This is a genomic window from Clostridium perfringens, from assembly GCF_016027375.1.
Taxonomy (GTDB): domain Bacteria; phylum Bacillota; class Clostridia; order Clostridiales; family Clostridiaceae; genus Sarcina; species Sarcina perfringens.
Genome location: NZ_CP065681.1, coordinates 2063601 through 2090360, shown reverse-complemented (window position 1 = coordinate 2090360; position 26760 = coordinate 2063601). Strand labels below are relative to the sequence as shown.

Below are 26760 nucleotides of genomic sequence, written 5' to 3'. Positions count from 1 at the left end.
ATAAAGGGGGATAGGTTTAATTAATTTATTAATTAAGCTAATAATTATGAGAAATTTAAAGGTTATGACATTTAATTTAAAATATGATTTTAAAGCACAAGACAATAATGAATGGAGTCAAAGATGTTTAAGAATTACAAAGCTAATAAAAGACCATTTGCCAGATATAATAGGTACTCAAGAGGGACTTATTCATATGTTAGATGATATGGATGATTTATTAGATGAGTATTCATGGGTTGGAGAAGATCGAGAAGGAAATGGAAAAGATGAATTTAATGCAATTTTCTTTTTAAAAAATAAGTTTGAAGTACTAGAGTGGAATCAGTTTTGGTTATCTAAAACTCCTAATATTAAGGGAAGTAAAGATTTTAATAGTAGTCTTCCTAGAATATGTACTAAGCTTAAGTTAAAGGATAAAATAAGCGGATTAAAGATAGATATATATAACACTCATTTAGATCATGAAAGTGAACTTGCAAGGGAAGAAGGCATAAAAATAATATTAAAAGAAGTGAAGAAAATTTATAAAATTTATAAAACTCCATATATAATAATGGGTGATTTCAATTGTTATTTAGAGGATAATCTTTTTAATATAATCAGGGAAGAAGAAACAAACAATACATGCTTTAATGTATGTTATGATAATATAAAAAATAACATACTTGGAACTTTTCATTATTTTAAAGGGGGATATGATGGGAGAATAATAGATTATATACTATACTCAAAGGAATATGAAATAAAAAGTTTAAATATTGATGATAGAAAAATAAATGGGGGATATCCTTCGGATCATTACCCAGTAATATGTGAATTAGAATTAAAATATCAGTATATTGGTAGTATGTTGTCTTATTAATTTAATAAGGTATAATATAAATGGATTAAAAACTAATTGTAAATTATAATAAAGTTTATTCTTAGAGTTTTTAATTTTTTAAATCTAAATGAATCTTTTTATTAAGATTTTAGATTTTGACAAAATTTATAGCAGCATAATACGGAGGATAAAATGATTTTAAACACAAAAAGAGATGGACATGTTCATAGTACTTATTGCCCACATGGTAGCAATGATAGTCTAGATATGTACATTGATACTGCATTAAGAAATGGGATTACAGAAATAACTTTTACAGAACATATGCCACTACCTATGGAAGACCCTTCACCAAGAAAAAACAGTGCTTTACCTATGGAAAGATTAGAGGAGTACATAAAAGGAATAACTGAGCTAAAAGAAAAGGTTAAGGATAAAATTAAAGTTAATGTAGGCTTAGAGGTTGATTATGTGGAAGGGTATGAAGAAGAGACTAAAGCTATATTAAATAAGTATGGAAAATATTTAGATGATGCAATTCTTTCAGTTCATATAGTAAAGTTTCAAGGAGAGTATTATCAAATAGGTAATGGATCAGATATGATTGGTGAATTAGTAGAGAAAATTGGCGGAATGGACAAGCTTTATGATCTATACTATGAAACTATGTTAAAGTCAATTAAATGCGATCTAGGAGCCTTTAAACCTAAAAGAATAGGACATCCAACTTTAGTTAGGAAGTATAAAGCAGATTTTCCTAATGAAAAATATAATATTAAGCTTTTAGAGAGTATTCTAAAAGAAATGAAAAAAGGAAATTATGAAATTGATTTAAATACTTCAGGCCTTAGAAGAGCGAAATGTGGAGAGGTTCATCCTCAAGGAATATTTTTAGATTTATGCTTAAAGTATAATATACCTATGGTATTAGGATCTGATTCTCATAGTTCAAAATATGTTGGAGTAGAGTTTGAGAAGGTTGCAAATATGATTTTCCCAGATTCAGAAGCAATATAAGACACTATAACTTATATAAATTTATTGAAAAATTTGTATGAGAAGAGATTTTAAAATAATTATCTATAAAGTTTTAATTTATAGATAATAAAAAAGCACAAGGAATTATTCCTTGTGCTTTTTTATTAATTACCGTATATAATTTTTTTAGTAACATCATTGTAGAACATTGTGTTTGGATAATCATTTTCAATTTCTTGCGCGTATTTTTTAGATTCAGCACTGTTACCTTCTTTATTATATAAAATAGCTAAGTTATATAAACATTGAGGTGTGTACATAAAATCTTCAGCATCTGGCTTTGCCTTATAATCCTTTAAATATTCTTGGAAATACTTGATTGCCTCTGTATTTTTATCTAAGTTTTCATAAGAAGTTCCCATGAAATAAATTAAGTGAGGTCTCAAGTAAGAATCAGATGAAAAGGCATATGCTTTTTCAAAGTCCTTAAGGGCATCTTCATATTTTTTCTCTTTAAATAAATCTGATCCTTTTAAGTATAAATCCTTAACCCCATCAGTTTTCATTAAATTTTCTGCTTTATTATAAGCATCTAAGGCATCTTGAGGTACTTTATCCTTAGGAGTAGAAGTTAATAGTGTATAAAGAGAATTTATATCATTATTACTAATAGCTTTATTTAATTCATCAGCAGTAATAGTCTTAGTTTCTGTTTCTTTTTTTGAATCTTCATTTGTCTTATTGTCAGTTGAATTTTCAGTCTTGTTAGCATTATTATTAGCTTCTTCACTTGCTGTTATTTGATTTTTACTAGCATCTGTAGTTTTTAAATTTTTTGTTACTCCATAAGCAAGTAATAAAACTATAGCACCTGAAACAGCTACAGCTATATACTTAACTGGTTTCTTTTTGTTAGATTTTTTAGCGTTAGATTTCTCGTTTTTAAAATTAGGAGTACTAATAACTTTAGGTTCATTATCATCCTTAGGTTTATCTTTAGATTTTTTAATTTCATCTTTTTTATGGAAATCTACCTTTGTCACATTATCAAGATGATTACTTTCAGTCTTTGAAGTTTCTTTAGCTTTATGATCTAATGGTTTTATATCATCAATCTTAACATCTTCTCTAGGTTTTTCTTTATTTATCTTAATAACTGGAGCTTGTTCAACCTTTTTGTTTTCTTTCTCTTTTTCAGTGTCTTTAGGTAATGGCTTAATTTCAGAATCTCTCTTTTCTAATTGCTTAGCATATTCTTTTTGAGCTTCTTCTTGAAGTCTAGCCTTAATTTCATCCTTCATAGTTTCACTGAATATAGTACTCATTGCTAGTTTTTTTTCATCTAAATTATTAAATTTATCAAGTTTTGTTCTAGCTTCCTCATTGTTATTATACTCAGCATTTATTTTCCAAGAAACAATAGCATCGCTTATTCTGTTAAGCTTTTCAAGTGCTCTACTTTCTAGTGTAAGAGCTTCCTCATTATTGTAGTCCTTATCAAGAACTTTTTCACATATATCTAATGCTTCTTCATAATTCCCATTTTCATATTGAGCTAACGCTTTTTTAAGTTTTTTATCATATTTACTCATAGCTTTATAGCTCCTCCTTTTTCAATAATTTTTATCAAACATATTTCGATAAAATAAATAAGTATCTGTCTAAATTCTAATTATACATTATATATATAAAATTTTACAATATATTTTTGGCAAAACTATGTCAATGTTCTTATTTTTTTTACAAAATAAGATTTTATTATATAAAAAAGAATCAAAAATAGTAAAATTAATCTATTTAGGAGTTTTACCCTTATTTAAAAATTAAATTTTAAATGATAGTTATAAATAAGCAAAAAAGAACTATAAACAGAGTCTAAAATTATTTTTTATTAATTAAAAATAATGTGAAGAAAATGTTTATAGTTCATATTTTAAGCTTTTTAATATTACTAAATTAAAAAGTCATTATATACAGCATCTGAAGGCATTCTCCAATCACCTCTAGGAGAAAGTGATATAGAACCAACCTTTGGTCCATCTGGAAGAGCAGAACGCTTAAATTGTTGAGTAAAGAATCTTCTTATAAACTTATCTAGCCATTTTTTTAGAGTTTCTTCATTATAATCATTTTTAAATGCTTCCTTAGCTAAGAATAGTATTCTTTCAGGACTTGATCCATGCTTTATAAAATGATATAAGAAGAAATCATGAAGTTCATAAGGGCCAACAATGTCTTCTGTTTTCTGAGCTATTTTACCTTCTTTATCCTTTGGTAATAATTCTGGACTTACAGGAGTATCTAAAATATCTAATAAAGCTTCCTTAGCATCATTTGAAATTTCATGATTAGCAAAATAATTAACTAAGAATCTAACTAAAGTTTTAGGAATAGAGCAGTTTACTGAGTACATTGACATATGATCTCCATTATAAGTACACCATCCTAAAGCTAGTTCAGAAAGATCTCCAGTACCTATTAATAATCCACCTTCCTTATTAGCTAAATCCATAAGTATTTGAGTTCTTTCTCTCGCTTGAACATTTTCATATGTTACATCATGAATATCTTTATCATGGCCTATATCTTCAAAATGTTGAAGAGCAGCATTTACTATATTTATTTCTCTAAAATCACAGTGAAGTTCTTTGCATAAAGTTACTGCATTGTTATATGTTCTATCTGTAGTTCCAAAACCAGGCATAGTTATAGTTATTATATTTTCTCTTGGTATATTTAGCATATCAAAGGTTTTTACCACAACTAATAGGGCAAGAGTAGAATCCAATCCTCCTGAAATACCAATTACTGCTTTCTTAAGGTTTGTATGCTCTAATCTTTTAGCAAGGGCAGCAGCTTGTATGTTTAATATTTCTTCACAACGTGCTTCCATAGCATACTGAGATTTTGGTAAGAAAGGATGTTTATCTATTTCTCTATCAAAGTTTTTAATCTCTGTATTTTCTAAATTAAAAGGAATAAATCTAGGTTCATTATTTTCATTAAAAGTTGAATTTCTAAAACTTATATTTTTTATTCTTTCTGCGTCTAATTTAAATAAATCAACTATACCAGTTAATAAATCATTTTCTCTTTTGAATCTATTATTTTCTTTTATAATAGTTCCATTTTCAGCTATTATCATGTGACCACTAAATAATAAATCTGTAGTTGATTCATGAACTCCTGCTGAAGAATAAATATAAGAACACATTGTTCTAGCACTTTGGTTTTGAACTAATGATTTTCTATAAGAACTTTTTGATACAAGTTCATTAGAAGCTGAAAGATTACAAATAAGGTTAGCACCCATTAAAGCTAAATTAGAGCTAGGTGGTATAGTAACCCAAAGATCTTCACAAATTTCAAAACCTACTTTTAAATTTTTAAATGAGAATATTAAATCAGTTCCAAAAGGTACTTCCTTTTGAAAATCTAAATCAACATTTAATCCTTTTATATTAAAACCTTCTGTAAACCATCTTTTTTCATAAAACTCAGAGTAGTTTGGTATATAGCTTTTTGGCACTATACCTAAAACTTTTCCATTTAATATTACATATGCGCAATTATATAAGGAATATCTATATAAAAAAGGAGCACCAACAGCCATTAAAATATCTTTGCCTTTAGAAAATTCAACTAGATTTTTTATTGCTAAATTACAATTTTCAATTAACTTTTCGTTGGTAAATAAATCACCACAAGAGTATGCTGATATACTTAGCTCAGGAAAAACTAAAACCTTAACTTCTTCTTCTATAGCATTTAAAATCATAGTTTCTATTTCTTTAATATTATATTTTGTATCGCTTATTTTTAATTTAGGTGAAGCTGCACCTACTTTTATGAAATCCATAGCATCATCTCCAGTATATTTTTATTTTTAGTATTTCTATAGTAATAAAAGTTTATCCTTTAAGTAAAACTAGATTTTTAAATAATATTTTCTTATAGTAGTAACTTTTACTAAACAAAACTATATATTAAATATTAATGTGAATTTATAAGAAAATCAACTGGAGATAAACAGTATTAATTAACTCTTATTGAGTTTAAAAATATTATTTAAAAAAGTTTAAAATAGTACTTGAAATAATAATGTATAAACTGTATAATAAAGTAAATATTAATAAAAAGTTAAAATTAATAAAAAAAGGAGGGGGCAAACTATGTTATGGCTTTGGGTAGTAGTTATTCTAGCTGGAATAATAATAGACTATTTAAGTTCTGATGTTCTATTTGTTGGATTTTCCTTTGGGGCTTTAGGTGGTTTAGTATTAGCATTTCTAGATGTGAATGTAATATTACAATTCATACTATTCTCCATAATAACAATTTTATTTTTCTTCTATGTTTATCCTAAAATTAAAAGAAAGATAAAAGTAGATAATATAGGAACAAAAACCATGGAACAATCCTATATAGGAAGAAAAATTATATTAGATGAAAATGTAGAAGATTCATCATTGATTAAATTTGAGGGGATTTATTGGACATTTAAAAGTGTTAGTGGACCATTAAAGAAAGGTACAGAAGTCGAGATCATAGGAATAGAAGGAAATAAAATTCTAATAAAAAAATAAAAACTAGGAGGGGTTACTCATGGTAGCTACTGTAATTATTATAATCTTATTATTAATAGTGGTATTTGCAGCAATTTCATCAATCAAGGTTGTAAATACAGGATATGTTTATGTGTTAGAACGTTTTGGACAATTTAGTAAAATTTTAGAGCCAGGTTGGCATTTAGTTATTCCTTTCGCTGACTTTGTAAGAAAGAAAATTTCAACAAAGCAACAAATTCTAGATATACCTCCACAATATGTAATAACAAAGGATAACGTAAAAATTGAAATTGATAATGTTATATTCTATAAAGTATTAAATGCTAAAGATGCTGTTTATAATATAGAAGATTTTAAATCAGGTATAGTTTACTCAACAATAACAAACATGAGAAACATAGTAGGTAATATGTCTTTAGATGAAGTTTTATCAGGTAGAGATAAAATAAACTTAGAGCTTTTAACAATAATAGATTCTATAACAGATGCTTATGGTATAAAGATACTTTCTGTAGAAATTAAAAATATAATTCCTCCAGCTGAAATTCAAGATGCCATGGAAAAACAAATGAAGGCAGAAAGAGATAAGAGAGCTACTATATTACAAGCTGAAGGTTTAAAACAAAGTGAAATAGCAAGAGCAGAAGCTGAAAAGCAAGCTAAAATTTTAAGAGCTGAGGCTGAAAAAGAAGCTAATATAAGACATGCTGAAGGTTTAAAAGAATCTCAATTACTTGAAGCTGAAGGTAAGGCTAGAGCTATTGAAGAGGTTTCAAAGGCAGAAGCTGCAGCTATTGAAAGAATAAATACTTCAATAATTGAATCTGGAACTAACGAAGTAGTAATTGCTTTAAAACAAGTTGAAGCATTAAAAGAAATGGCAGCAAATCCAGCTAATAAGCTTATTTTACCTAATGAAGCAGTTTCCTCTTTAGGAAGTATAGCAGCTATTGCTGATATTTTAAAAGAAAATAAAGAGAATAAATAATTATTATTAGGAATATACTATTTTTGAGTCTTTAAAAAGGCTTACGTAGGCATTAATTTTTCCCTTTGCTTTAAAGAGTAAAGGGATTTTTTTATTTAGGTATAAATTAGTAATTTATATATTCATAAAAAAATGTTATCATATAAAATGTAATTTCAATGTAGAAAGAGGATTTTAAAATGAGTAATTATTTTTGGTGCGATGTAAATTTAAAAAATATAGAGAATAATATAAATGTAATAAGAGATTTAATACAAAATAAAAAGCTAATTGCAGTTATAAAGGGAGATGCATATGGATTAGGCAGTAAAAAAATTGCTGAATTTATAGAAGATAAGGCTGACATAATAGCAGTAGGTAATATTGATGAAAGCTTATGCTTAGATAATATTAATAAGGATATACTTATCTTATCACCTTTATGTACAAAAGATGATTTTAAAGATGAAAGAGATAATTTAATATTAACTTTAGATAATGAGGAAATATTAAATGAATTAGATAAGGAAACAAAGAAAAGAGTACATATATATGTAGATACAGGTATGAACAGAATGGGCATAAAGCCTAACAAGTTAGATTCATTTATAGAAAGAGTTAAAAATGAATTTCCTAACCTTGAAATAGATGGTATCTATACTCATTTACATAATGCTAAGGATGTTAATTATACTTTAAAACAAATAGAATTATTTAAATCTACAGTTGAAAAGTATAAAGATAAAGTAAGAATAATACACTGCATGGCGTCAAGTGCTATTGTAAATGATCAATTAAGAAAAGCATGTGATTTTACTACAGGGGCAAGAGCCGGTAATGTGCTTTATGGATATATAGGCTTTAATAAAGGAATTAAAAAGACTTATGAATACTATGCAAAACCAGTAAATACCTATAAAGTTTCAAAGGGACAAACTGTAGGATATGGTTGTCTTTTTAAGGCAGATAAGGATATGGAAATAGGAATAATTGAATGTGGTAATGTTCATGGCTTAGGCATAAGCAGAGAAATTAAAAATAATGTTTTCTATGATATATTTAGAATGATTTATAGAAGATTTAAAGAGAGAAGTGTAATATTTAATAACAATGTACCTGTAAAAATATTAGGAAAAGTAAATATGAATATAACTATTATTTCTATGGAAAACTGCTCTAAAGATTCAGTTTTAAAAGTTGATATTTCACCTATAATATCAGATTCAAGCATAGAAAAAAGATATATTTATTAGAAGCAAAAATTTATATTTTTAAGAAACATAAGGCTAAACAAATCTAGTCTTATGTTTTTTTTATTTTTTGTAATATTTTAAGAGTTAAAACACTACCTTTTAATATAGCCTAAAAAGAATAATGCTAATGAAATATTGATTTATTAAAATCACAATTAACTAGTAATTTTAAAGTAGTGTACTAAGGATTTTAGATTTTTAAATTATTTATTTATGGGAGGGAAAATATCATGAAAGAAAATCTAAAATTAGGCATTATACTTTGTTTAATAACCTCTTTTGCAGGAGTATTCTTAGGTTTTGCAAATGAATTTACAAAAGAAGTTATTGCTCAAAATGCAAAGTTAAGTGCAGATGATTTAAAGGAAATATTGCCTAAAGCAAATAAATTAGAAGATTTTGCTTTTGAAAAGAATGAAGATTCAACTATATCAGAAGTGTTCCAAGCTAAAAATGGTTCTGAAAATGAAGGATATATTATAAAGGTTTCTCCAAAGGGATTTAATGGGCCAATAGATATGGTAGTAGCTATTGATAAGAATAGAGAAATTAGTGGAGTTAAAGTATTATCCCAAGCAGAGACTCCAGGTTTAGGAGCTAAGGTTGAAGAGAGTTCTTTTTCTGAAAAGTTTAAAGGTTTAACCATTGAAGATAATATAAAAATAGTTAAAACCTCACCAAGTTCTCAGGGGGAAATTCAAGGAATAACAGGAGCAACTATATCATCAAATGCCGTTTCAAGTGGAATAAATGATGCAATTAGTTTTTATAAAGAAAATGTTTTAGGTGAAGATCTATCAAAGGAAAAGATCTTAAATTTATCAAAGATTAATCTAGAAGGAGATATAACGGAATTAACTATTGAATTAGAAGAGGGAATAGATAAGGTTTCTATAGTATCTAATGGAGAAAAAGAGATTGGTTATGCCATAGAAGCTAGTGAAGTTGGTATGTATGAAGAGAAACCGATTAAATTTGCCCTTGGAATTTCAACAGGTGGAATAATTACAGGGGTACAAATAATAGATCATAAAGAAACTGCTGGACTAGGAGATTTAATAGAAGATGAAAACTTTTTAAATTCTTTTATAGGAGTATCTTCCCTAGATAAACTTTCAGTTAAAGAAAACACAAATGAAATTGATTTAAGTGTTTATGGTGAAGTTGTTAATGTTGATTCAATAAGTGGAGCAACTAAGAGCTCAATGGCTATTATAAAAGGAATTACTAATGTGATTAATTTCTATAATAATAATCTTAGTTAAATTAGGGAGGGATATTTTTGAAAGTTTTATTTGAAAGATTAAAAAATGGTATAGTTACTGAAAATCCTATATTTGTTCAAGTATTAGCTATGTGTCCAACCCTAGCAGTTACTTCAAGTGTTGAAAATGCCGTGGGCATGGGAATAGCTTCTACAGTGGTTTTAATTTTTTCTAATATGATAATTTCAGCCTTAAGAAAGTTTATACCAAATAAAATAAGAATTCCTGCATATATAGTTATAATTGCATCCTTTGTTACTGTGGTTGATATGTTAATGAATGCTTATGTTCAATCATTATATAAATCCTTAGGAATTTTTATACCTCTTATAGTGGTTAACTGCGTTATATTAGGGAGAGCTGAGGCTTATGCTTCAAATAACAAAATTCTACCATCTATTTTTGATGCCATTGGAATGGGAATTGGATTTACTATAGCGTTATTTTCTATAGGAACTTTTAGAGAAATATTAGGTGCTGGAACATTTTTAGGAAAGAGCATTATGCCAGAGGGATTTAAGCCAGCTACTATTATGATATTAGCTCCAGGTGCATTTTTAACCTTAGGAGCATTAATGACTTTCTTAAATTATAGAAATATAAAGAAAGCTGAAAAGGAAGGGACAAAGGCTAAATGTTTAGAACATAATTGTAGCACGTGTTCTGGATGCGGTAAAAATTCTTAATAAAATATAGGGATTAGAGGTGAAGTTTATGGAATTATTTCTGATTTTTATTGGAGCTATGCTTGTTAATAACTTTGTTTTATCACAATTTTTAGGAATATGTTCATTTATAGGAGTTTCAAAAAAGAAGGATGCTGCAGTAGGAATGGGACTTGCAGTTACCTTTGTAATGGTATTAGCTAGTATAATTTCTTGGCTTGTTTATAATCTTGTTTTAGATAAATTTAATATAACTTATTTAAAAACAATAGTTTTTGTTCTTGCTATAGCTTCCTTAGTTCAATTTGTGGAGATGGTTGTTAAAAAATATAGTCCTAGTTTATATAAAGCCTTAGGTATATTTTTACCCTTAATAACTACAAACTGCGCTGTTTTAGGAATGGCTGTTACTAATGTGGAAGAAGGATATAATCTTATTCAATCAATAGTACATGCTTTAGGGGCTGCTGGAGGATTTATGCTTGCTATAGTATTAATGTCATTTTTAAGAGAAAAAATAGATGACAATGAAGAAATACATCCATATTTTAGAGGATTACCAATAACTCTTTTTACAGCAGCACTTATGTCTATTGCCTTTTTAGGATTCCAAGGACTTATATAGATAAGGAGGCGATTAAATGGACTTTTCAAGTATATTTTATTCTATTTTAGTTTTAGGTGTATTAGGTTTTTTATTTGGGATTCTTTTAGGATTTGCATCTAAAAAGTTTGAAGTGAAAGTAGATGGGAGAGTTACTAAAATAAGAGATATTTTGCCAGGAGCTAACTGTGGAGGATGTGGCTATCCAGGGTGTGATGCTTATGCTAATGCTTTAGTTTATGAAGGAGCTGATATGAGTCTATGCGGAGTAGGTGGCCAAAATGTAGCTAAGCAGATTGGTGAAATATTAGGAGCAAAGGTTAAAACTGTTGAAAAGAAAGTTGCTTTTGTAAAATGTATGGGGGATTGTAAAAATAAAAAGATTCAATTAAATATTCCAGAAAATAAAAATTGCATAGAGGCTAAAGAATTTTTAAAAAATAATAAAAGTGAAGGATGTAGCTTTGGATGCTTTGGATTAGGAAGTTGTAAAGAAGCATGTAAATTTGGAGCAATAAGTATTATAGATGGTATAGCAAAAGTTGATTCTTCAAAATGCGTAGCATGTAAAGCTTGTGTAAGTGCATGTCCACAAAATCTTATAGATATAATAAAGGAAAATCAAAAGGTAATTGTTAGTTGCAATTCTAATGATAGTGGAAAAATTGTAAATCAAAATTGCTCCGTAGGTTGCATAGGATGTAAGCTATGTGAAAAGAATTGTCCAAGCGAAGCCATAAGGGTTGAAAATAACCTTGCAATAATTGATTATGAAAAATGTACATCTTGTGGGATATGTGTATCTAAATGTCCTAAAAAAGCAATAAATTTAAGAGAAAATAACAATGAAATTTTTTAAAACCCTTGAAAAAAAATAAAAAAACTTTAAAATAAGTGTTAAGTTTCTATTTAGGAGGTTAATATGATTAGCAAAAGAGAAGATTATATTTCATGGGATGAATATTTTATGGGAGTTGCATTAATTAGTGCTAAAAGAAGTAAAGATCCAAACACTCAAGTTGGAGCTTGTATAGTTGATAATGATAATAAAATAGTAGGTATTGGATACAATGGTTTTCCTAAAGGATGTTCAGATGATGATCTGCCTTGGGGAAATAAGGGAGATTTTTTAGAAACAAAATATCCATATGCATGTCATGCTGAACTTAATGCTATTTTAAATAGTACAGGTAAGAATGTTAAAAACTGTAGAGTATATGCTACTTTGTTCCCTTGTAATGAATGTGCAAAAGCAATAATTCAAGCTGGGATAACTGAAGTAATATACCTTTCAGATAAATATAAGGATACTGACATTGTTAAGGCCTCTAAATTTATGTTTGATAAAGCAAATGTAAAATATAGATATTTAGGAAGCAAGAGAGAAAGTTTATTAATATCATTTAATCCAGAGGATGTTTAAAATAAATAAACCCCATAGTATTATCTATGGGGTTTATTTTAAGATAAATTTATAATAGTTGACAATTTTTATTTAGTATAGTATATTTTGAATATCAAAATATTTGGTTTGATATTCAAAATATTTGAATTTTATATCTAATGATTTTGAAGTAAGGGAGCGATTTTAGGATGAAGGAAAGTGAATTAGTATTAAATAATATTTTAGTGAAATTATTCAATAATATTTTGAGGATAGAGGAGTTTGCATTAAAAAGTGCACCCTTTAATGATTTATCTATAACAGAAATGCATACTATAGAGGCCATAGGGATAGAGAAAGCAAGAACAATGTCAGAGGTGGCATTGGATTTAAAAATAACAGTAGGTACTTTAACAACTGCTATAAACAAATTAATAAAAAAAGGATATGTAAATAGAAGAAGAATAGAAGAAGATAGAAGAGTTGTTATGATAGAACTTACAGAGAAAGGAACTCTAGCTTATAAAGTACATGAAAAATTTCATGAAGAAATGATAGATCATGTTTTAGAGGAACTAGGCGTTAGTGAAGAGGAGGTTTTAATAAGTTCTTTAGATAAGTTAGATAAGTTCTTTCAAAAGAAACTAGAACTTATGAAATCAAAGGAGAATTAATATGAAAAATGCTAAAATGATAGGCTTTGGCTTATATACACCTAAAAATTTAGTAGAAAATGAAAGATTACAAGAATTTTTAGAGACTAGCGATGAATGGATTAGAACTAGAACTGGAATAGAAAGAAGATATATTTCATTAGATGAAAATACTTCAGATTTGGCAGTAGAAGCTAGTAAAAAAGCCTTAAGTCAAGCAAGATTAAGTGCTGAAGAAATAGATTTAATAATAGTAGCTACTGTAACTCCAGATAATTTTACTCCATCTACAGCTTGTATTGTTCAAGATAAGTTAGGAGCTAAAAATGCATGGGCCTTTGATATAAATGCAGCTTGTACTGGATTTATATATGCACTTAAATTAGGAAGATCTTTAATAAGATCAGGTGAAGCTAATAATGCCTTAATAATAGGTGCAGAAACTTTATCAAAAGCACTTAACTGGAAAGATAGAGGAAGTTGTGTTCTTTTTGGAGATGGGGCAGGGGCTACTGTTCTTACAAGCACAGAAGAAGATTGTGGAATAAAATGTGTAAATGTAAAATCTGATGGTTCTAAGGGAGATTCCCTTGTTATTCAGGGGTTACCTCTAAATAGTCCATTTAAAGATGGAAGAGAAGTTTCTGAAAATTACATAAACATGAATGGAAGAGAGATATTTAAGTTTGCAACAAAAGTAATGGAAGAAAGTATAGTAGAGATTTTAGAAAAAGAAAACATAAAAATAGAAGATATAGATGCTATAATTCCTCATCAAGCAAATTTAAGAATTATAGATTACGTAGTTAAAAGATTAGGAATACCAAGAGAAAAGTTCATAACAAATTTACAGAATTATGGAAATACATCAGGGGCAAGCATTCCAATAGCCCTTTGTGAATCAATTGATGAAGGAAATTTGAAAAAAGGAGACAACATAATAATGGTTGGCTTTGGTGGAGGCCTTACTTGGGGAGCTGCTTTAATTAAGTTATAATTCTTGAAAAAACAAAAATCTAGAAAATAATACTAAATGAGAATATAATTATAGATATATTTATTTTTAATCCGTTAAATTTTGGGAGGTATTTTAATGGCTAAACTAGGATTTTTATTTGCAGGGCAAGGAGCCCAATATGTAGGAATGGGCAAAGAATTCTTTGATAACTTTGAAGAAAGTAAAGAAGTATTTAAAAGAAGTAGTGAAGCCTTAGGCATAGATATGGAAGAACTTTGTTTTAATGATCCTGAGGGATTATTAAATAAAACTGAATTTACTCAGCCTGCAATAATAACTACAAACATGGCTATACTTACAGCACTAGATAAATTAGGAGTTAAATCTCATATAAGTTGTGGATTAAGCTTAGGAGAATATTCTGCACTTATTCATAGTGGTGCCATTAATTTTGAAGATGGAGTTAAACTAGTTAAAAAAAGAGGTAAATTCATGCAAGAAGCTGTGGCAGAAGGTATTGGTGGAATGGTTGCAGTTTTAAGAATGACTCCAGAACAAGTTGATGAAATAATAGAAAAAAGTTCTCCATATGGAATAGTTGAGGGTGCAAATTATAATTCACCTGGCCAAATTGTTATTTCTGGAGAATTAGTAGCTTTAGAAAAAGCTATGGAATTTATAAAAGAAGTTGGTGGAAGAGCTATAAAATTACCTGTATCAGCTCCATTTCACTGTTCAATGTTACAGCCAGCAGCTGAGAAATTAGAGGATGAGTTAAATAAAATTTCAATAAATAAATTAAATGGAATTGTTATGTCTAATGTTAAGGGAGAAGCCTATTTAGAAGATGATAATATAATAGACCTTTTAACTTCTCAAGTTAAAAAGCCTGTTTTATTTATAAATGATATAGAAAAAATGATTGAAAGTGGTGTAGATACTTTTATTGAAATAGGTCCTGGTAAAGCTTTAAGTGGATTTGTTAAAAAAATAAATAAAAATGTTACAGTGCTTAATGTAGAGGATTTAAAATCTTTAGAAAAAACATTATCAAAATTAAGAGAGATGGAGGTACTTTAACCTATGTTAAAAGATAAAGTAGCAATAGTAACTGGTGGAACAAGAGGAATTGGAAGAGCAATCGCTTTAAAATTAGCAGATCATGGAGCTAATATTGTTATAAATTATAGAAATTCTGATAAAGAGGCAGAAGAATTAAAAGCCATTTTAGAAGGAAAAGGGGTAAAAGTTCTTACTGTAAAATGTGATATAAGTAATTTTGAAGATTCTAAAAATCTTATGGATAAATGTAAGGAAGTATTTGGGAAAATAGATATACTTGTAAATAATGCAGGCATAACAAAGGATACTTTAATTATGAGAATGAAGGAAGAAGACTTTGATAATGTAATAGATGTAAACTTAAAAGGTACATTTAATTGTGCAAAGCATGCTTCTGCCATAATGTTGAAACAAAGGTTTGGTAAAATTATAAACATGACTTCTGTTGTAGGTATAGCTGGGAATGCTGGTCAAGTAAATTATGCAGCATCAAAGGCTGGTGTTATAGGATTAACTAAATCTTTAGCTAAAGAATTAGGAAGTAGAGGAATAACTGTAAATGCTGTAGCACCTGGATTTATAAATACTGATATGACAGCTTCTTTATCTGAAAAAGTTAAAGAGGAAGCTTCTAAAAATATTCCTTTAAAAAGATTAGGAGACCCTGAAGACGTTGCTAACTTAGTAGGATTCTTAGCATCAGATGCAGCAAATTATATAACAGGTCAAGTCATAAATGTAGATGGCGGAATGGTAATGTAGGAGGAGTAATTATTATGGAAAACAGAGTTGTTATAACGGGATTGGGAGCAATTACACCAATTGGAAACAATGTAAAGGAGTTTTGGACCAATGCTAAAAAAGGTGTTTGTGGAATTGATGAAATAACTTTATTTGATGCTAGTGATTATAAAGTTAAAATTGCAGGAGAAGTTAAAAACTTTAAAGCAGAGGATTTTATAGATAAAAAGGAAGCTAAGCGTTTAGATAGATTTACTCATTTTGCTCTTGCAGCTACAGAAGAGGCAATGAAGGATGCTAAATTAGACTTAAAGGATGAAAATGTAGATCCAAATAGAGTAGGTGTTATAGTTGGTTCAGGAATAGGTGGATATGGTACCTTAGAAGCACAATTTGATGTTTTATTAACTAAAGGACCAAATAGAGTTTCACCTTTTGCAATTCCATCAGGAATAATAAACTTAGTTGCTGGAAATATTGCTATTAAGTATGGGGCAAAAGGAGTATGTGAATCACTAGTTACTGCCTGCGCTACAGGGGTAAGCTCTATAGGGGCAGCTTATAGAAGTATAAAACATGGATATTCAGATATAGTTATATCAGGTGGATCAGAAGCTTCTATAACTAGAGCTGCCATTGCAGGATTTACTAATCTTAAGGCATTAAATACTAATAATGATCCTAAAAGAGCTTCAATACCTTTCGATAAAGAAAGATCTGGATTCGTTATGGGAGAAGGCGCTGGAATATTAATATTAGAAAGTTTAGAGAGTGCTCAAAAAAGAGGTGCTAGAATCTATGGAGAAATTATAGGATATGGTGCCACTTGTGATGCATATCATATAACTTCACCTGATCCAGAAGGTGATGGAGCTAAGAGAGCTATAGAAGCAGCTATAGAAGAAGGAAAAATAAATAAGGATGAAATTTCATATATAAATGCACATGGAACAAGTACTCCTTTAAATGATAAATTCGAAACTTTAGCTATTAAAGGATGCTTTGGTGAAAAAGCTTATGATATACCAGTTTCATCAACAAAATCAATGACTGGTCATTTATTAGGAGCAGCTGGAGCTATAGAATCAGTAATATGTGTTAAAGCTTTAGAAGAAGGATTTATTCCACCAACAATAGGATATAAAGTTCCTGATGAAGATTGTGATTTAGATTATGTTGTAAATGAAGGTAGAGAATTAGAATTAAATTATGTAATCAATAACGCATTAGGTTTTGGTGGTCATAACGCATCATTATTATTTAAAAAGTGGGATTAGGAGTTGAAATTATGAATCTTAATGAGATTAAAGAGCTTATAGATAAAATCGATTCTTCTAATATTGCTTATTTTGAGGTTAAAGTAGATAATTCATATATAAAGATGGATAAATCTCTAACTAGAAATTTATTAGAAGAAAAGAAAGCTTCAAATCTAGAAGAAACAGAAAAAACTGATATATCAGAAGAAAAAAATGAATCAATTTCAAAGGTTGAGGAAGTCAAATCACAGCCTAAAGAAGAGATAATTCAAGATGAAGACTTATACTTAGTTACTTCACCTATGGTAGGTACATTCTATGAATCACCTGGAGTTGGAGAAAAGAGTTATGTTTCTATAGGAAGCAAAATTTCTTCAGGAGATGTTTTATGTATAGTTGAAGCAATGAAACTTATGAATGAAATTGAAAGTGAAGTATCTGGAGAAATTGTTGATATATTAGTTCAAAATGGAAATATGGTTGAATATGGTCAACCCTTATTTAAAGTTAGGAGAGCATAATTATGATGAATATAAATGAGATTAAAGAAATACTTCCTCATAGATATCCTTTTTTACTTGTTGATAAAGTAGAAGAGATAACTGAAAGTAAAGTTGTAGCATATAAGAATGTAACAATAAACGAACCTTTTTTTCAAGGACATTTTCCTGATTATCCAGTAATGCCAGGGGTTTTAATAGTAGAGGCCTTAGCTCAGGCAGGTGCTATAGCACTATTAAATAAAGAAGAGTTTAAAGGAAAAACTCCTTTCTTTGCAGGAATAGATAAAGTCAGATTTAAAAAACAAGTTTTACCAGGTGATACTCTAAGACTTGAAGTTGAAATAATAAAACTTAGAGGAAGCATTGGATTTGGTAAAGCTACGGCTACTGTAGATGGAAAAATCGCTTGTTCTGGAGAAATTATGTTTGCAATAGGTTAGGTGATTTAATTATGTTTAAAAAGATATTAATAGCAAATAGAGGTGAAATAGCTGTTAGAATAATACGTGCTTGTAGAGAATTAGGAATTCTTACTGTAGCTGTTTATTCTGAAATAGACAAAGATGCATTACATGTGCAGTTAGCTGATGAAGCAGTTTGTATAGGTCCATGGAATTCTAAAGAAAGTTACTTAAATATTCAAAATATATTAAGTGCTTGTGTTCTAACTGGGGCTGAAGCTATTCATCCTGGATTTGGTTTTTTATCTGAGAATCCAAGATTTGCTAAGATGTGTGAAGAGTGTAATATTGAGTTTATTGGCCCTAATTGGAGAGCTATAGAACTTATGGGAAACAAAGCTATGGCAAGAGAAATAATGAAAAAGGCTGATGTTCCTGTTGTACCTGGATATGAAGGTGAAATTGAAAGTCCAGAGTTTGCTTTAAAGATAGCTAAAAAAATAGGATTCCCTGTAATAGTAAAGGCATCCTCAGGTGGCGGTGGAAAAGGAATAAGAATAGTTTATAAAGAAGAAGATTTTATTTCAAATTACAACACAGCTAAATCAGAGGCTCAAGCAAATTTTGGTGATGATAAAATTTACATTGAGAGATTTGTTGAAAATCCTAAACATATAGAAGTACAATTATTATGCGATAAGCATGGAAATGCCCTTCACCTTTTTGAGCGAGATTGTTCAGCTCAAAGAAAAAATCAAAAAGTTTTAGAAGAAGCTCCTTCATCAATTTTAAGTGATGAACAAAGGGATAAACTTGGTAAGATTGCAGTTAAAGCAGCTAAAGCTGTAAACTATAGCAATGTTGGAACAATTGAATTTTTATTAGATAAAAATGGTGAATTTTATTTTATGGAAATGAACACAAGAATACAAGTTGAACATCCTATAACTGAAATGATAATAGGTGTTGATCTTGTTAAGGAACAAATAAAAGTTGCATTTGGTAAGGAGTTAGAAATAACTCAAGATGATTTAAAGATAAATGGTCATTCCATAGAATGCAGAATAAATGCTGAAGATCCAAGCAAAAACTTTATGCCATGCCCTGGTTTAATAAAGGAAATTAATTTCCCAGGAGGATTTGGAGTTCGTTTAGATACAGCAATTTATTCTGGATATAAGATACCCCATTGTTATGATTCAATGATTGGTAAGCTAATAGTTCATGGTAAAGATAGAGAAGAGGCAATTTCTAAAATGAAAAGGGCTTTAGATGAATTTGCTATTGATGGTATAACAACTAACATAGACTATCACTTTTTAATATTGGATCATGAAGATTTTAAAAATGGTACTTATAATACTTCATTTTTATCTGAAAAGTTGGTGAATAAGTATGATTAAGAATTTATTAAATAAAAGAAAGTATATAACTGTTAGTTCAGTTGAATTAAATGATACTGAATTAAATGAAGATGAAAAACCAAATATACCCTCTGGTATGTGGAGCAAGTGTGAAAAGTGTGCAAAAATCTTATATACTGAAGATTTAAGAGAAAATTTTAATGTGTGTCCTAATTGTGGTCATCATTTTAAATTAGGAGCATATGAAAGAATTAAATATTTAACAGATGAAAATACTTTTGTTGAGTTTGACAAAAAAATGGTTGGAAGAAATCCCTTAGATTTTAATGGATATGAAGAGAAGATTAAAGGATATCAAAAGAAAAGTCATGTTATTGAAGGGGTTGTAACAGGAGAAGCTTATATTGCTCAGAGAAAAGTAGTTCTTTGTGTAATGGATTCTAATTTTATGATGGGAAGTATGGGAACGGCTGTTGGTGAAAAGATTACTAGAGCCATTGAATATGCAACTAAAAATAGACTTCCTTTAATAATATTTACTTGCTCTGGTGGAGCAAGAATGCAAGAGGGAATATATTCTCTTATGCAAATGGCAAAGGTTAGTGGGGCAATTTATAGACATGGTAGAGAGAACTTATTATATATTACAGTATTAACAAATCCTACTACTGGTGGGGTAACTGCTAGCTTTGCCATGGAAGGCGATATCATATTAAGCGAGCCAGGATGTTTAGTTGGTTTTGCAGGTAGAAGAGTAATAGAAGGAACTATTAATGAAAAGTTACCTGATGATTTCCAAACTGCAGAATTTTTATTGGAAAAAGGATTTATAGATAAGATAGTACAAAGAAAAGATTTAAAACAAGTAATAACTTCTCTTTTAAGAATGCATGAGGTGGATTATGAGTAGAGAACTAATAAGAACAGCAGATGCATGGAATAAAGTAAAAATAGCTAGAGATCCTAATCGTCCTAATGCAAAATTTTATATAAATGAAATATTTGATGAATTTATAGAATTACATGGGGATAGAAACTTTGGAGATGATAAAGCAATAATTGGAGGAATAGCTCTTTTAAATAATCTAAGTTTTACTGTTATAGGCATATGCAAGGGTGAAAATACAAAGGAAAATATAAAAAGAAACTTTGGTATGCCTCACCCAGAAGGATATAGAAAAGCATTAAGACTTATGAAACAAGCAGAAAAATTTAAAAGGCCTGTTATTTGCTTTGTAGATACTCCAGGAGCTTTTTGTGGCATAGGTGCAGAAGAGAGAGGACAAGGGCAAGCTATAGCTCAAAACTTAGTTGAACTTATGGGATTAAAGGTTCCTGTAATATCAATAGTTATTGGAGAAGGTGGAAGTGGAGGTGCTTTAGCCTTAGCTGTTGCAGATAAAGTATTTATGCTAGAACACTCTATTTATTCTGTATTATCTCCAGAGGGCTTTGCATCTATATTGTGGAAAGATTCTTCTAGAGCTGAGGAAGCTGCTAGTGTAATGAAAATAACTGCTCAGGATTTAAAAAGCTTTAATATAATAGATAAAATAATAAAAGAACCTAGGGGAGGAGCACATAAAAATCCAATTAAAATGGCTCAAAACATTAAAAAGACAATTTTAGAAGCCTTAGGTGAAATGAAGGGTACTGATTTAGATACCTTATTAAATGAAAGATACAATAAATATAGAAATATAGAAAATAATCTATAATCATATAAAATAAAACACATGAGCTAAAAAACTCATGTGTTTTTTATTAAAATTAATTCATCTTTAAATTAATATTTACTTAAAGAGAGAATTAAAATTTAGTTTGTAAGCATTTTTATTAGTATATCTATTATTGACTTGTTTTTCCTTAAAGCATCTACATAATCAGCTACGTGAAGTTTATAATACTCTTTACCTTCATCTGTTATTCTATACATCTTTTTTGTTCTTTTATTTATAAAGTCATCCCCTATCCAATAACTTGTAACTAAGCCTTTTTGCTCTAAGTCATAAAGTGTATCATAAATTGTGCTAGATGATACTGGGAATGGAAGAGGAGCACTAGAAAATTCATCTCTAAAAGCTTCTAAAACTTTATTACCAAAAACCTCATGTCCCTTTGAAAGTTCTTTTAGTACATAAAAAGAATATAATTGTTTTGCGTTTATAATATTTCTTGGTGCGACCATACGAGTTCTTCTATCCAAAAAAACTTCACCTCCAATTTTACATTTTATATTATAAGTATAACTCAATTTATTCCAAAAAGTAATTAACAATTTGTGATTTCTTGAATATACTGTACTATACAAAAGAAGTGAGGTGGAATATTATGTCAAGAAAATGTTGTTGCTCATGCAATTCTTGTAGAAGAAATTCCTGTGGATGCAGATGTGGAAATAATTGCTGTGGATTCAATAATTGCGGCGGTTTTGGAAATTGTGGTGGATTCAACAATTGCGGAGGATTTGGTAATTGTGGATTTGGAGCTTGTGGAGGATTTCCTTTACTTTGGCTTCTTCTATTAGGCTGTGGCGGTTTTGGAAACTGTGGCGGAAACTGGTTTTAATTAATATCTAATTTTAAATATAGATTAGTTGTATAAGATAGGAGGTTTTCTCCTATCTTATAATTTTTCATAAGTTTCTTTTAGTAATAAGGCATCTTTTTCTAAAAGAGGACTTTCACATATTATACATCCCTTTACTTTATAATCCTTAAGTGCCCTTAAGCATTCAATAAAGTTAAAATCACTTTCTAAAAAAGGTAAGTGGTTTCTCTCACCTTTATCTGTGTAGTGAATTCCAGACATATGAATATGTAAATCTTCTAGGGCTTCATTTCCTAAATTATCTTTTATATATTCTAAAATTTCTGCAAAATCTTTATATTCTTTTAAAGCACCAATTCCTCTAGCATGTATATGAGAAAAATCAATACATAATTTGCAAGATGGCACTTCTTTACATATATCAACTAATTCTTGTAGGTTTCCGAATTGAGTTCCCTTACCTGTAGTTTCTAATCTATAATCTACACCTTCATAAGGTAGTTTCTTTAAGTTTTTCTTTATTTCCTCTAAAGCTTCTTCTTTTGAGGCTTTTAAATAAAATCCTGGATGGAATACTAAGCTTCTACCTCCAACACTTTTTAATGCTTCAGCACCTTTAAGTATTCTTTCAATAGATTTTTCTTTCTTTTCCTCTTCTTCAGCATTTAAATTTATAAAATAAGAACCATGAGCTGAAAGATAAAAATCATTTTTTTCTTTAGCTTCTATTATTTTATCTCTGTTTTTAGCTGTAACATTAACGGATCTAACAAAAGGAAGCTCCATAGCTTCTAGTCCTATTTTTTTTAAGTATTCAATTCCTGTTGCATAATTGAATTTCTGGCCCTCTTCTCCTATTGGTAAACCTGAAATTCCAAATAAAAGTTTTTCCATGTTATCACCTCTTACTAAAGTATAGCAAAACACTAGGAATTCTTCAATAGAAAGGAATTATTATTTAATATGAATTATAATCTATCAAATTTATTAATTTATACATAAATTTTTAAGTTTTTTTCAGAAAAAATGCAATTATTCGAAATAAATATTGCATTTTACACTATAGTTATTTAAAATTATTAATAGAAACTATCATATGGAGTGTGAAAAATGGAAGAAAGATTGCAAAAATACATGGCAAGGTGTGGAGTAGCATCAAGAAGAAAATGTGAAGAAATAATTTGCAGTGGAAAAGTAAAGGTTAATGACATTGTTGTTGACTCCCTTGGGACTAAGGTTGATCCATCAGTAGATGTTGTTAGCGTTAATAATAAAGTAATACGTCCTGAGGAAAATAAAGTATATATAATGTTAAATAAGCCTGAAGGATATGTTACAACAAATAAAGATGAAAAAAATAGAAAGACCATATTAGATATAGTAAAGGTGAATGAGAGAATATATCCTATAGGACGTCTTGACTATGACAGTTCAGGTTTACTTTTATTAACTAATGATGGAGATGTATACAATAAGATAATACATCCAAGAGTTAATTTAAATAAAGAATATATTGCCTTAGTAAAAGGAATTTTTACAGAGGAAGAAATGAATAAATTTAGAAAAGGCGTAGATATAGGAGACTATAAAACAGCAGAATGTGAAATAGAATTACTAGAAAAATACACAAATAGCTGTAAAGTTAAAATAATCATTCATGAAGGCAAAAATAGACAGATAAGAAGAATGTGTGCTGCCTTTAATCATGAAGTTGTTTCTTTAAAGAGAGAAGCTATTGGAAGCTTAAATTTAAAGAATTTAAAGAAAGGAGAATGGAGATATTTAAGTAGTTCAGAAGAGAATTATATAAAATCTCTATAGTAATTATGTTTAAATATGTATCTGATGTAAGTAATATATATCATAATATAATAACTTCTTTCATAGAAAATAAAAATATAGCAATAGATGCTACCTTAGGAAATGGTCATGATTGCGATTTTTTAAGTGAACTATTTAAAAAGGTATATGCCTTTGATATACAAGAAGAGGCAGTAAATTCATATAAATCAAAGAATAAAGAAAATATTGAAGTTATTTTAGATTCGCATGAAAACTTTGAAACTTATATAAAAGAAGAAAATGTTGATTGTATAGTTTATAACTTAGGATATCTTCCAGGTAATAATAAAGAAGTAACTACGGTTGCACATAGTACTTTAAAAAGTATAGAAATAGGATTAGATTTATTAGGTGATAATGGGTTAATGATAATAGCCCTTTATAGTGGACATGAGGAAGGTAAAAAAGAGAAAGATGCCGTACTTCAGTTTACAAGTAAATTACCTAAAAATAAATATGGTGTTTTACATACAGAATTTACAAACAGAGCTAAGAGTGCACCTTCTTTAGTTGTTATTGAAAAGAAGTTTAAATAAGATTTAAGTAAGTATAGAGAGGATTTTTAAAATGGAAAGTCAAGATTTAATGAGATTAATTCAAGTTAAGTTTCCAAAGCTTAGTAAAGGACAAAAGCTTATAGCTGAATATATATTAAAGAATTATGATAAGGCTGCATTTATGACTGCTGCTAAATTAGGAAATAATGTTGGAGTAAGTGAATCTACAGTGGTTAGATTTGCTACAGAACTTGGTTTCTCAGGATATCCAAAGTTACAGAAAGCACTTCAAGAATTAATAAAGAATAAGTTAACATCTGTTCAAAGATTAGAGTTATCTAATGACTTTATAAGTGAAGAAAATGCTTTAAAGGGTGTTTTAAAAGCGGATATAGAAAATATAAGAGCAACATTAGAAAAGATAAATCATAAAACTTTTGATGAAGTGGTAAATGAAATATTCAAAGCTAAAAGAATATATATAATAGGACTTAGAAGTTCTACTGCTCTTGCAGAATTTTTAGGATTTTACTTAAATTTAATATTAGATAATGTAAGAGTAATTTCAAATGGAATAAGCGATACTTTTGAACAAATGCTTAACTTAGGGGAAGGTGACTTAGTTATAGGTATAGGTTTCCCAAGATATGCATTAAAAACAATAGATGCTTTAGAATTTGCTAAAACTAGAAATGCTAAAATAGTTTCTATTACAGATAGCTTAATTTCTCCTTTAGCATCTCAATCTGATCATACACTTATAGCTCAAAGTAATATGGCTTCATTTGTAGATTCATTAGTTGCACCTTTAAGTGTAATAAATGCATTAATCATAGCTGTTGGTATAAGAGAAAAAGAGAAGATAACATCAACATTTAGTGAGTTAGAAAAGATATGGAAAGACTATAATGTTTATTCATATAATAAAAATAATATAGAACCTTAATAAAAAGCTGTATAAAGGTATAAAGAACATATAAATTATTTTAAGATAGAGCATAAATTTTATTCTATTATATAATTTATAAGTTTCATAAATTATATCTTTATATAGCTTCATTTTTCGAAATTACATAGAATATTAAAGAAATGCATTTGTTGACAAATGTATTTAATAAAGTTTATTATTAGTTTGATTCAATTAAATTAAGGAGCTGATAAATTGGCTAAAGTAATAGTTATAGGCGCCGGTCCAGCAGGGATGATGGCAGCAATATCTGCAGCAGAAAATCATGAAGTTATTCTTTTAGAAGGTAATGAAAGAATAGGAAAAAAGCTATTTATTACTGGTAAAGGTAGATGTAATGTAACAAATGCAAAGGATATAAGTGAATTTTTTGATTTTATACCAGGGAATCCACATTTCTTGTATAGTGCATTATATACTTATACTAATATTGATGTAATGAACTTTTTTGAAAATGCTGGAGTTAAATTAAAGGTAGAAAGAGGATCAAGAGTTTTTCCAAATTCAGATAAATCTTCAGATATAATAAGTGGATTATCAAGAGGATTAAATGAAGCTTTGGTAGACTTAAGATTACATAGTAAAGTTAAAGATGTTATTTTTAATAACAATAAAATAGAAGCTGTTATTTTAGAAAATGGTTCAAAGGTTAAAGGTGACTATTTTATAATAACAACTGGGGGTAAGTCATATCCTCTTACTGGATCAACTGGAATAGGATTTGATTTAGCTAAAAAGATGGGTCACACTATAGTAGAACCAAAACCATCCTTAGTACCTATAGAAATAGAAGAGTCATGGGTTCGTGAATTACAGGGCCTATCTCTTAGAAATATAGAGCTTAAAATAAAGAATAAAAAGAATTCTAAAGTAGTTTATAGTGGGCAGGGAGAGATGCTATTTACTCATTTTGGAATATCAGGACCTCTTGTTTTAAGTGGTAGTAGATTCATAAAAGATGGTGAGAAATTTGAAATTTCTCTAGATTTAAAGCCTGCCTTAGAGGAAAAACAGTTAGATTTAAGGATTCAAAAGGATTTTAAAAAGAATTTAAATAAGGATTTTAAAAATTCTTTAGATGAACTTCTTCCAAAGAAACTTATACCTGTTATCATAGAGTTATCTAAAATAGATGAAAATAAAAAGGTTAACTCTATAACAAAGGAAGAGAGAAGAACATTATTAAATCTATTAAAGAATTTAACTTTTACAGTAAAAGGCTTAAGAGATATAGCAGAAGCTATTGTTACTGCTGGAGGGGTTTCAACTAAAGAAATAGACCCTTCAACAATGCAATCAAAGATTGTAGATAATCTTTACTTTGCAGGGGAAGTTATAGATGTAGATGCCTTTACAGGGGGATATAATGTTCAAATAGCCTTATCAACAGGATATTTAGCAGGAAAATCAATTTAATTTTAAAATTATAGTTGCTATAAAGTTAATAAAAATT

At 28.7% G+C, this 26760-nt stretch carries 29 protein-coding genes; 25 read left to right on the top strand and 4 right to left on the bottom strand.

The genetic code is table 11. The features are described 5' to 3' along the window. The first annotated feature begins 46 nt into the window (after positions 1-46). Complete coding sequence (locus tag I6G60_RS09930) at positions 47-865, top strand: endonuclease/exonuclease/phosphatase family protein (RefSeq protein ID WP_110034731.1); 819 nt, start codon at positions 47-49, stop codon at positions 863-865. A 153-nt stretch (positions 866-1018) separates the two neighbouring features. After that, positions 1019-1843: a histidinol-phosphatase HisJ gene (gene hisJ, locus I6G60_RS09925; protein WP_003475556.1), complete on the top strand. Its 825-nt coding sequence runs from the start codon at positions 1019-1021 to the stop codon at positions 1841-1843. A gap of 125 nt (positions 1844-1968) precedes the next feature. Here hisJ and I6G60_RS09920 read toward each other — a convergent pair whose 3' ends face one another. Together I6G60_RS09920 and I6G60_RS09915 are read right to left on the bottom strand one after the other, a co-directional pair. Next, positions 1969-3396 (bottom strand): tetratricopeptide repeat protein, encoded by a 1428-nt coding sequence (locus I6G60_RS09920; protein ID WP_197925271.1) that lies wholly within the window; start codon positions 3394-3396, stop codon positions 1969-1971. A 359-nt stretch (positions 3397-3755) separates the two neighbouring features. Further along, positions 3756-5663, bottom strand: a complete 1908-nt coding sequence (locus I6G60_RS09915) for an NAD(+) synthase (protein ID WP_110034733.1) — start codon at positions 5661-5663, stop codon at positions 3756-3758. Between the two features lie 313 nt (positions 5664-5976). Between I6G60_RS09915 and I6G60_RS09910 the strand changes: the two genes are divergently transcribed. From I6G60_RS09910 to I6G60_RS09825, 18 genes are all read left to right on the top strand, one after another. Further along, positions 5977-6390, top strand: a complete 414-nt coding sequence (locus tag I6G60_RS09910; protein WP_003448822.1) for an NfeD family protein — start codon at positions 5977-5979, stop codon at positions 6388-6390. A 19-nt stretch (positions 6391-6409) separates the two neighbouring features. Further along, positions 6410-7360, top strand: coding sequence for an SPFH domain-containing protein (locus I6G60_RS09905; protein ID WP_003448807.1), 951 nt, complete (start codon positions 6410-6412; stop codon positions 7358-7360). Positions 7361-7539: 179 nt separating this feature from the next. After that, entirely contained in the window at positions 7540-8592 is a 1053-nt protein-coding gene (locus tag I6G60_RS09900; RefSeq protein WP_110034734.1) for an alanine racemase, read from the top strand. Positions 8593-8822: 230 nt separating this feature from the next. Continuing rightward, entirely contained in the window at positions 8823-9857 is a 1035-nt protein-coding gene (locus I6G60_RS09895) for an RnfABCDGE type electron transport complex subunit G (protein WP_025647764.1), read from the top strand. Between the two features lie 17 nt (positions 9858-9874). Beyond that, entirely contained in the window at positions 9875-10543 is a 669-nt protein-coding gene (locus I6G60_RS09890; protein ID WP_003466556.1) for an RnfABCDGE type electron transport complex subunit E, read from the top strand. Between the two features lie 28 nt (positions 10544-10571). Next, a complete protein-coding gene (locus tag I6G60_RS09885) occupies positions 10572-11147 on the top strand; it encodes an electron transport complex protein RnfA (RefSeq protein ID WP_110034735.1) in 576 nt (191 codons plus the stop codon). 16 nt (positions 11148-11163) lie between these two features. Continuing rightward, positions 11164-11985: an RnfABCDGE type electron transport complex subunit B gene (locus tag I6G60_RS09880; RefSeq protein ID WP_110077437.1), complete on the top strand. Its 822-nt coding sequence runs from the start codon at positions 11164-11166 to the stop codon at positions 11983-11985. A 63-nt stretch (positions 11986-12048) separates the two neighbouring features. Further along, positions 12049-12549: a deoxycytidylate deaminase gene (locus I6G60_RS09875; RefSeq protein ID WP_003448844.1), complete on the top strand. Its 501-nt coding sequence runs from the start codon at positions 12049-12051 to the stop codon at positions 12547-12549. 170 nt (positions 12550-12719) lie between these two features. After that, complete coding sequence (locus tag I6G60_RS09870) at positions 12720-13184, top strand: MarR family winged helix-turn-helix transcriptional regulator (RefSeq protein ID WP_003448891.1); 465 nt, start codon at positions 12720-12722, stop codon at positions 13182-13184. 1 nt (position 13185) lies between these two features. Further along, positions 13186-14160: a beta-ketoacyl-ACP synthase III gene (locus I6G60_RS09865; RefSeq protein WP_110034737.1), complete on the top strand. Its 975-nt coding sequence runs from the start codon at positions 13186-13188 to the stop codon at positions 14158-14160. Between the two features lie 96 nt (positions 14161-14256). Next, on the top strand, positions 14257-15201 hold the full coding sequence (fabD, locus tag I6G60_RS09860; RefSeq protein WP_096071569.1) for an ACP S-malonyltransferase: 945 nt from the start codon (positions 14257-14259) through the stop codon (positions 15199-15201). Between the two features lie 3 nt (positions 15202-15204). Then, positions 15205-15945: a 3-oxoacyl-[acyl-carrier-protein] reductase gene (gene fabG / locus I6G60_RS09855; protein ID WP_003458601.1), complete on the top strand. Its 741-nt coding sequence runs from the start codon at positions 15205-15207 to the stop codon at positions 15943-15945. A 14-nt stretch (positions 15946-15959) separates the two neighbouring features. Then, positions 15960-17201: a beta-ketoacyl-ACP synthase II gene (gene fabF, locus I6G60_RS09850; RefSeq protein WP_003470415.1), complete on the top strand. Its 1242-nt coding sequence runs from the start codon at positions 15960-15962 to the stop codon at positions 17199-17201. A gap of 11 nt (positions 17202-17212) precedes the next feature. Continuing rightward, positions 17213-17704 carry an acetyl-CoA carboxylase biotin carboxyl carrier protein gene (gene accB / locus I6G60_RS09845; protein WP_003458640.1) on the top strand — a complete coding sequence of 164 codons (492 nt, stop codon included), beginning with the start codon at positions 17213-17215 and terminating at the stop codon, positions 17702-17704. A gap of 2 nt (positions 17705-17706) precedes the next feature. Further along, positions 17707-18126: a 3-hydroxyacyl-ACP dehydratase FabZ gene (gene fabZ / locus I6G60_RS09840; RefSeq protein ID WP_003448879.1), complete on the top strand. Its 420-nt coding sequence runs from the start codon at positions 17707-17709 to the stop codon at positions 18124-18126. A gap of 11 nt (positions 18127-18137) precedes the next feature. Next, positions 18138-19490: an acetyl-CoA carboxylase biotin carboxylase subunit gene (locus tag I6G60_RS09835; RefSeq protein WP_197925269.1), complete on the top strand. Its 1353-nt coding sequence runs from the start codon at positions 18138-18140 to the stop codon at positions 19488-19490. After that, the gene (accD, locus tag I6G60_RS09830; protein ID WP_003458574.1) at positions 19483-20361 is read left to right on the top strand and encodes an acetyl-CoA carboxylase, carboxyltransferase subunit beta; all 879 of its coding nucleotides are present in this window, start codon (positions 19483-19485) and stop codon (positions 20359-20361) included. Before I6G60_RS09835 ends, accD begins: the two co-directional genes overlap by 8 nt. Further along, positions 20354-21169: an acetyl-CoA carboxylase carboxyltransferase subunit alpha gene (locus I6G60_RS09825; RefSeq protein WP_003458527.1), complete on the top strand. Its 816-nt coding sequence runs from the start codon at positions 20354-20356 to the stop codon at positions 21167-21169. The genes accD and I6G60_RS09825 overlap by 8 nt, the downstream gene beginning before the upstream one ends. Before the next feature lie 98 nt (positions 21170-21267). Here the strand turns inward: I6G60_RS09825 and I6G60_RS09820 are convergent, their stop codons facing one another. Continuing rightward, entirely contained in the window at positions 21268-21657 is a 390-nt protein-coding gene (locus tag I6G60_RS09820; protein ID WP_003470407.1) for a PadR family transcriptional regulator, read from the bottom strand. A gap of 125 nt (positions 21658-21782) precedes the next feature. Between I6G60_RS09820 and I6G60_RS09815 the strand changes: the two genes are divergently transcribed. Further along, entirely contained in the window at positions 21783-22019 is a 237-nt protein-coding gene (locus I6G60_RS09815; protein WP_003481196.1) for a hypothetical protein, read from the top strand. A 57-nt stretch (positions 22020-22076) separates the two neighbouring features. On the opposite strand, the gene I6G60_RS09810 is transcribed toward I6G60_RS09815, so the two are convergent. Beyond that, a complete protein-coding gene (locus I6G60_RS09810; RefSeq protein ID WP_060670355.1) occupies positions 22077-22895 on the bottom strand; it encodes a TIM barrel protein in 819 nt (272 codons plus the stop codon). Between the two features lie 216 nt (positions 22896-23111). Between I6G60_RS09810 and I6G60_RS09805 the strand changes: the two genes are divergently transcribed. From I6G60_RS09805 to I6G60_RS09790, 4 genes are all read left to right on the top strand, one after another. Beyond that, positions 23112-23822 carry a pseudouridine synthase gene (locus I6G60_RS09805; protein WP_003469949.1) on the top strand — a complete coding sequence of 237 codons (711 nt, stop codon included), beginning with the start codon at positions 23112-23114 and terminating at the stop codon, positions 23820-23822. 5 nt (positions 23823-23827) lie between these two features. Further along, positions 23828-24379, top strand: a complete 552-nt coding sequence (locus tag I6G60_RS09800; protein ID WP_003469954.1) for a tRNA (mnm(5)s(2)U34)-methyltransferase — start codon at positions 23828-23830, stop codon at positions 24377-24379. Positions 24380-24410: 31 nt separating this feature from the next. Further along, a complete protein-coding gene (locus tag I6G60_RS09795; protein ID WP_003449332.1) occupies positions 24411-25286 on the top strand; it encodes a MurR/RpiR family transcriptional regulator in 876 nt (291 codons plus the stop codon). Between the two features lie 216 nt (positions 25287-25502). Then, the gene (locus tag I6G60_RS09790) at positions 25503-26723 is read left to right on the top strand and encodes a BaiN/RdsA family NAD(P)/FAD-dependent oxidoreductase (RefSeq protein ID WP_003460716.1); all 1221 of its coding nucleotides are present in this window, start codon (positions 25503-25505) and stop codon (positions 26721-26723) included. Positions 26724-26760: the final 37 nt, after the last annotated feature.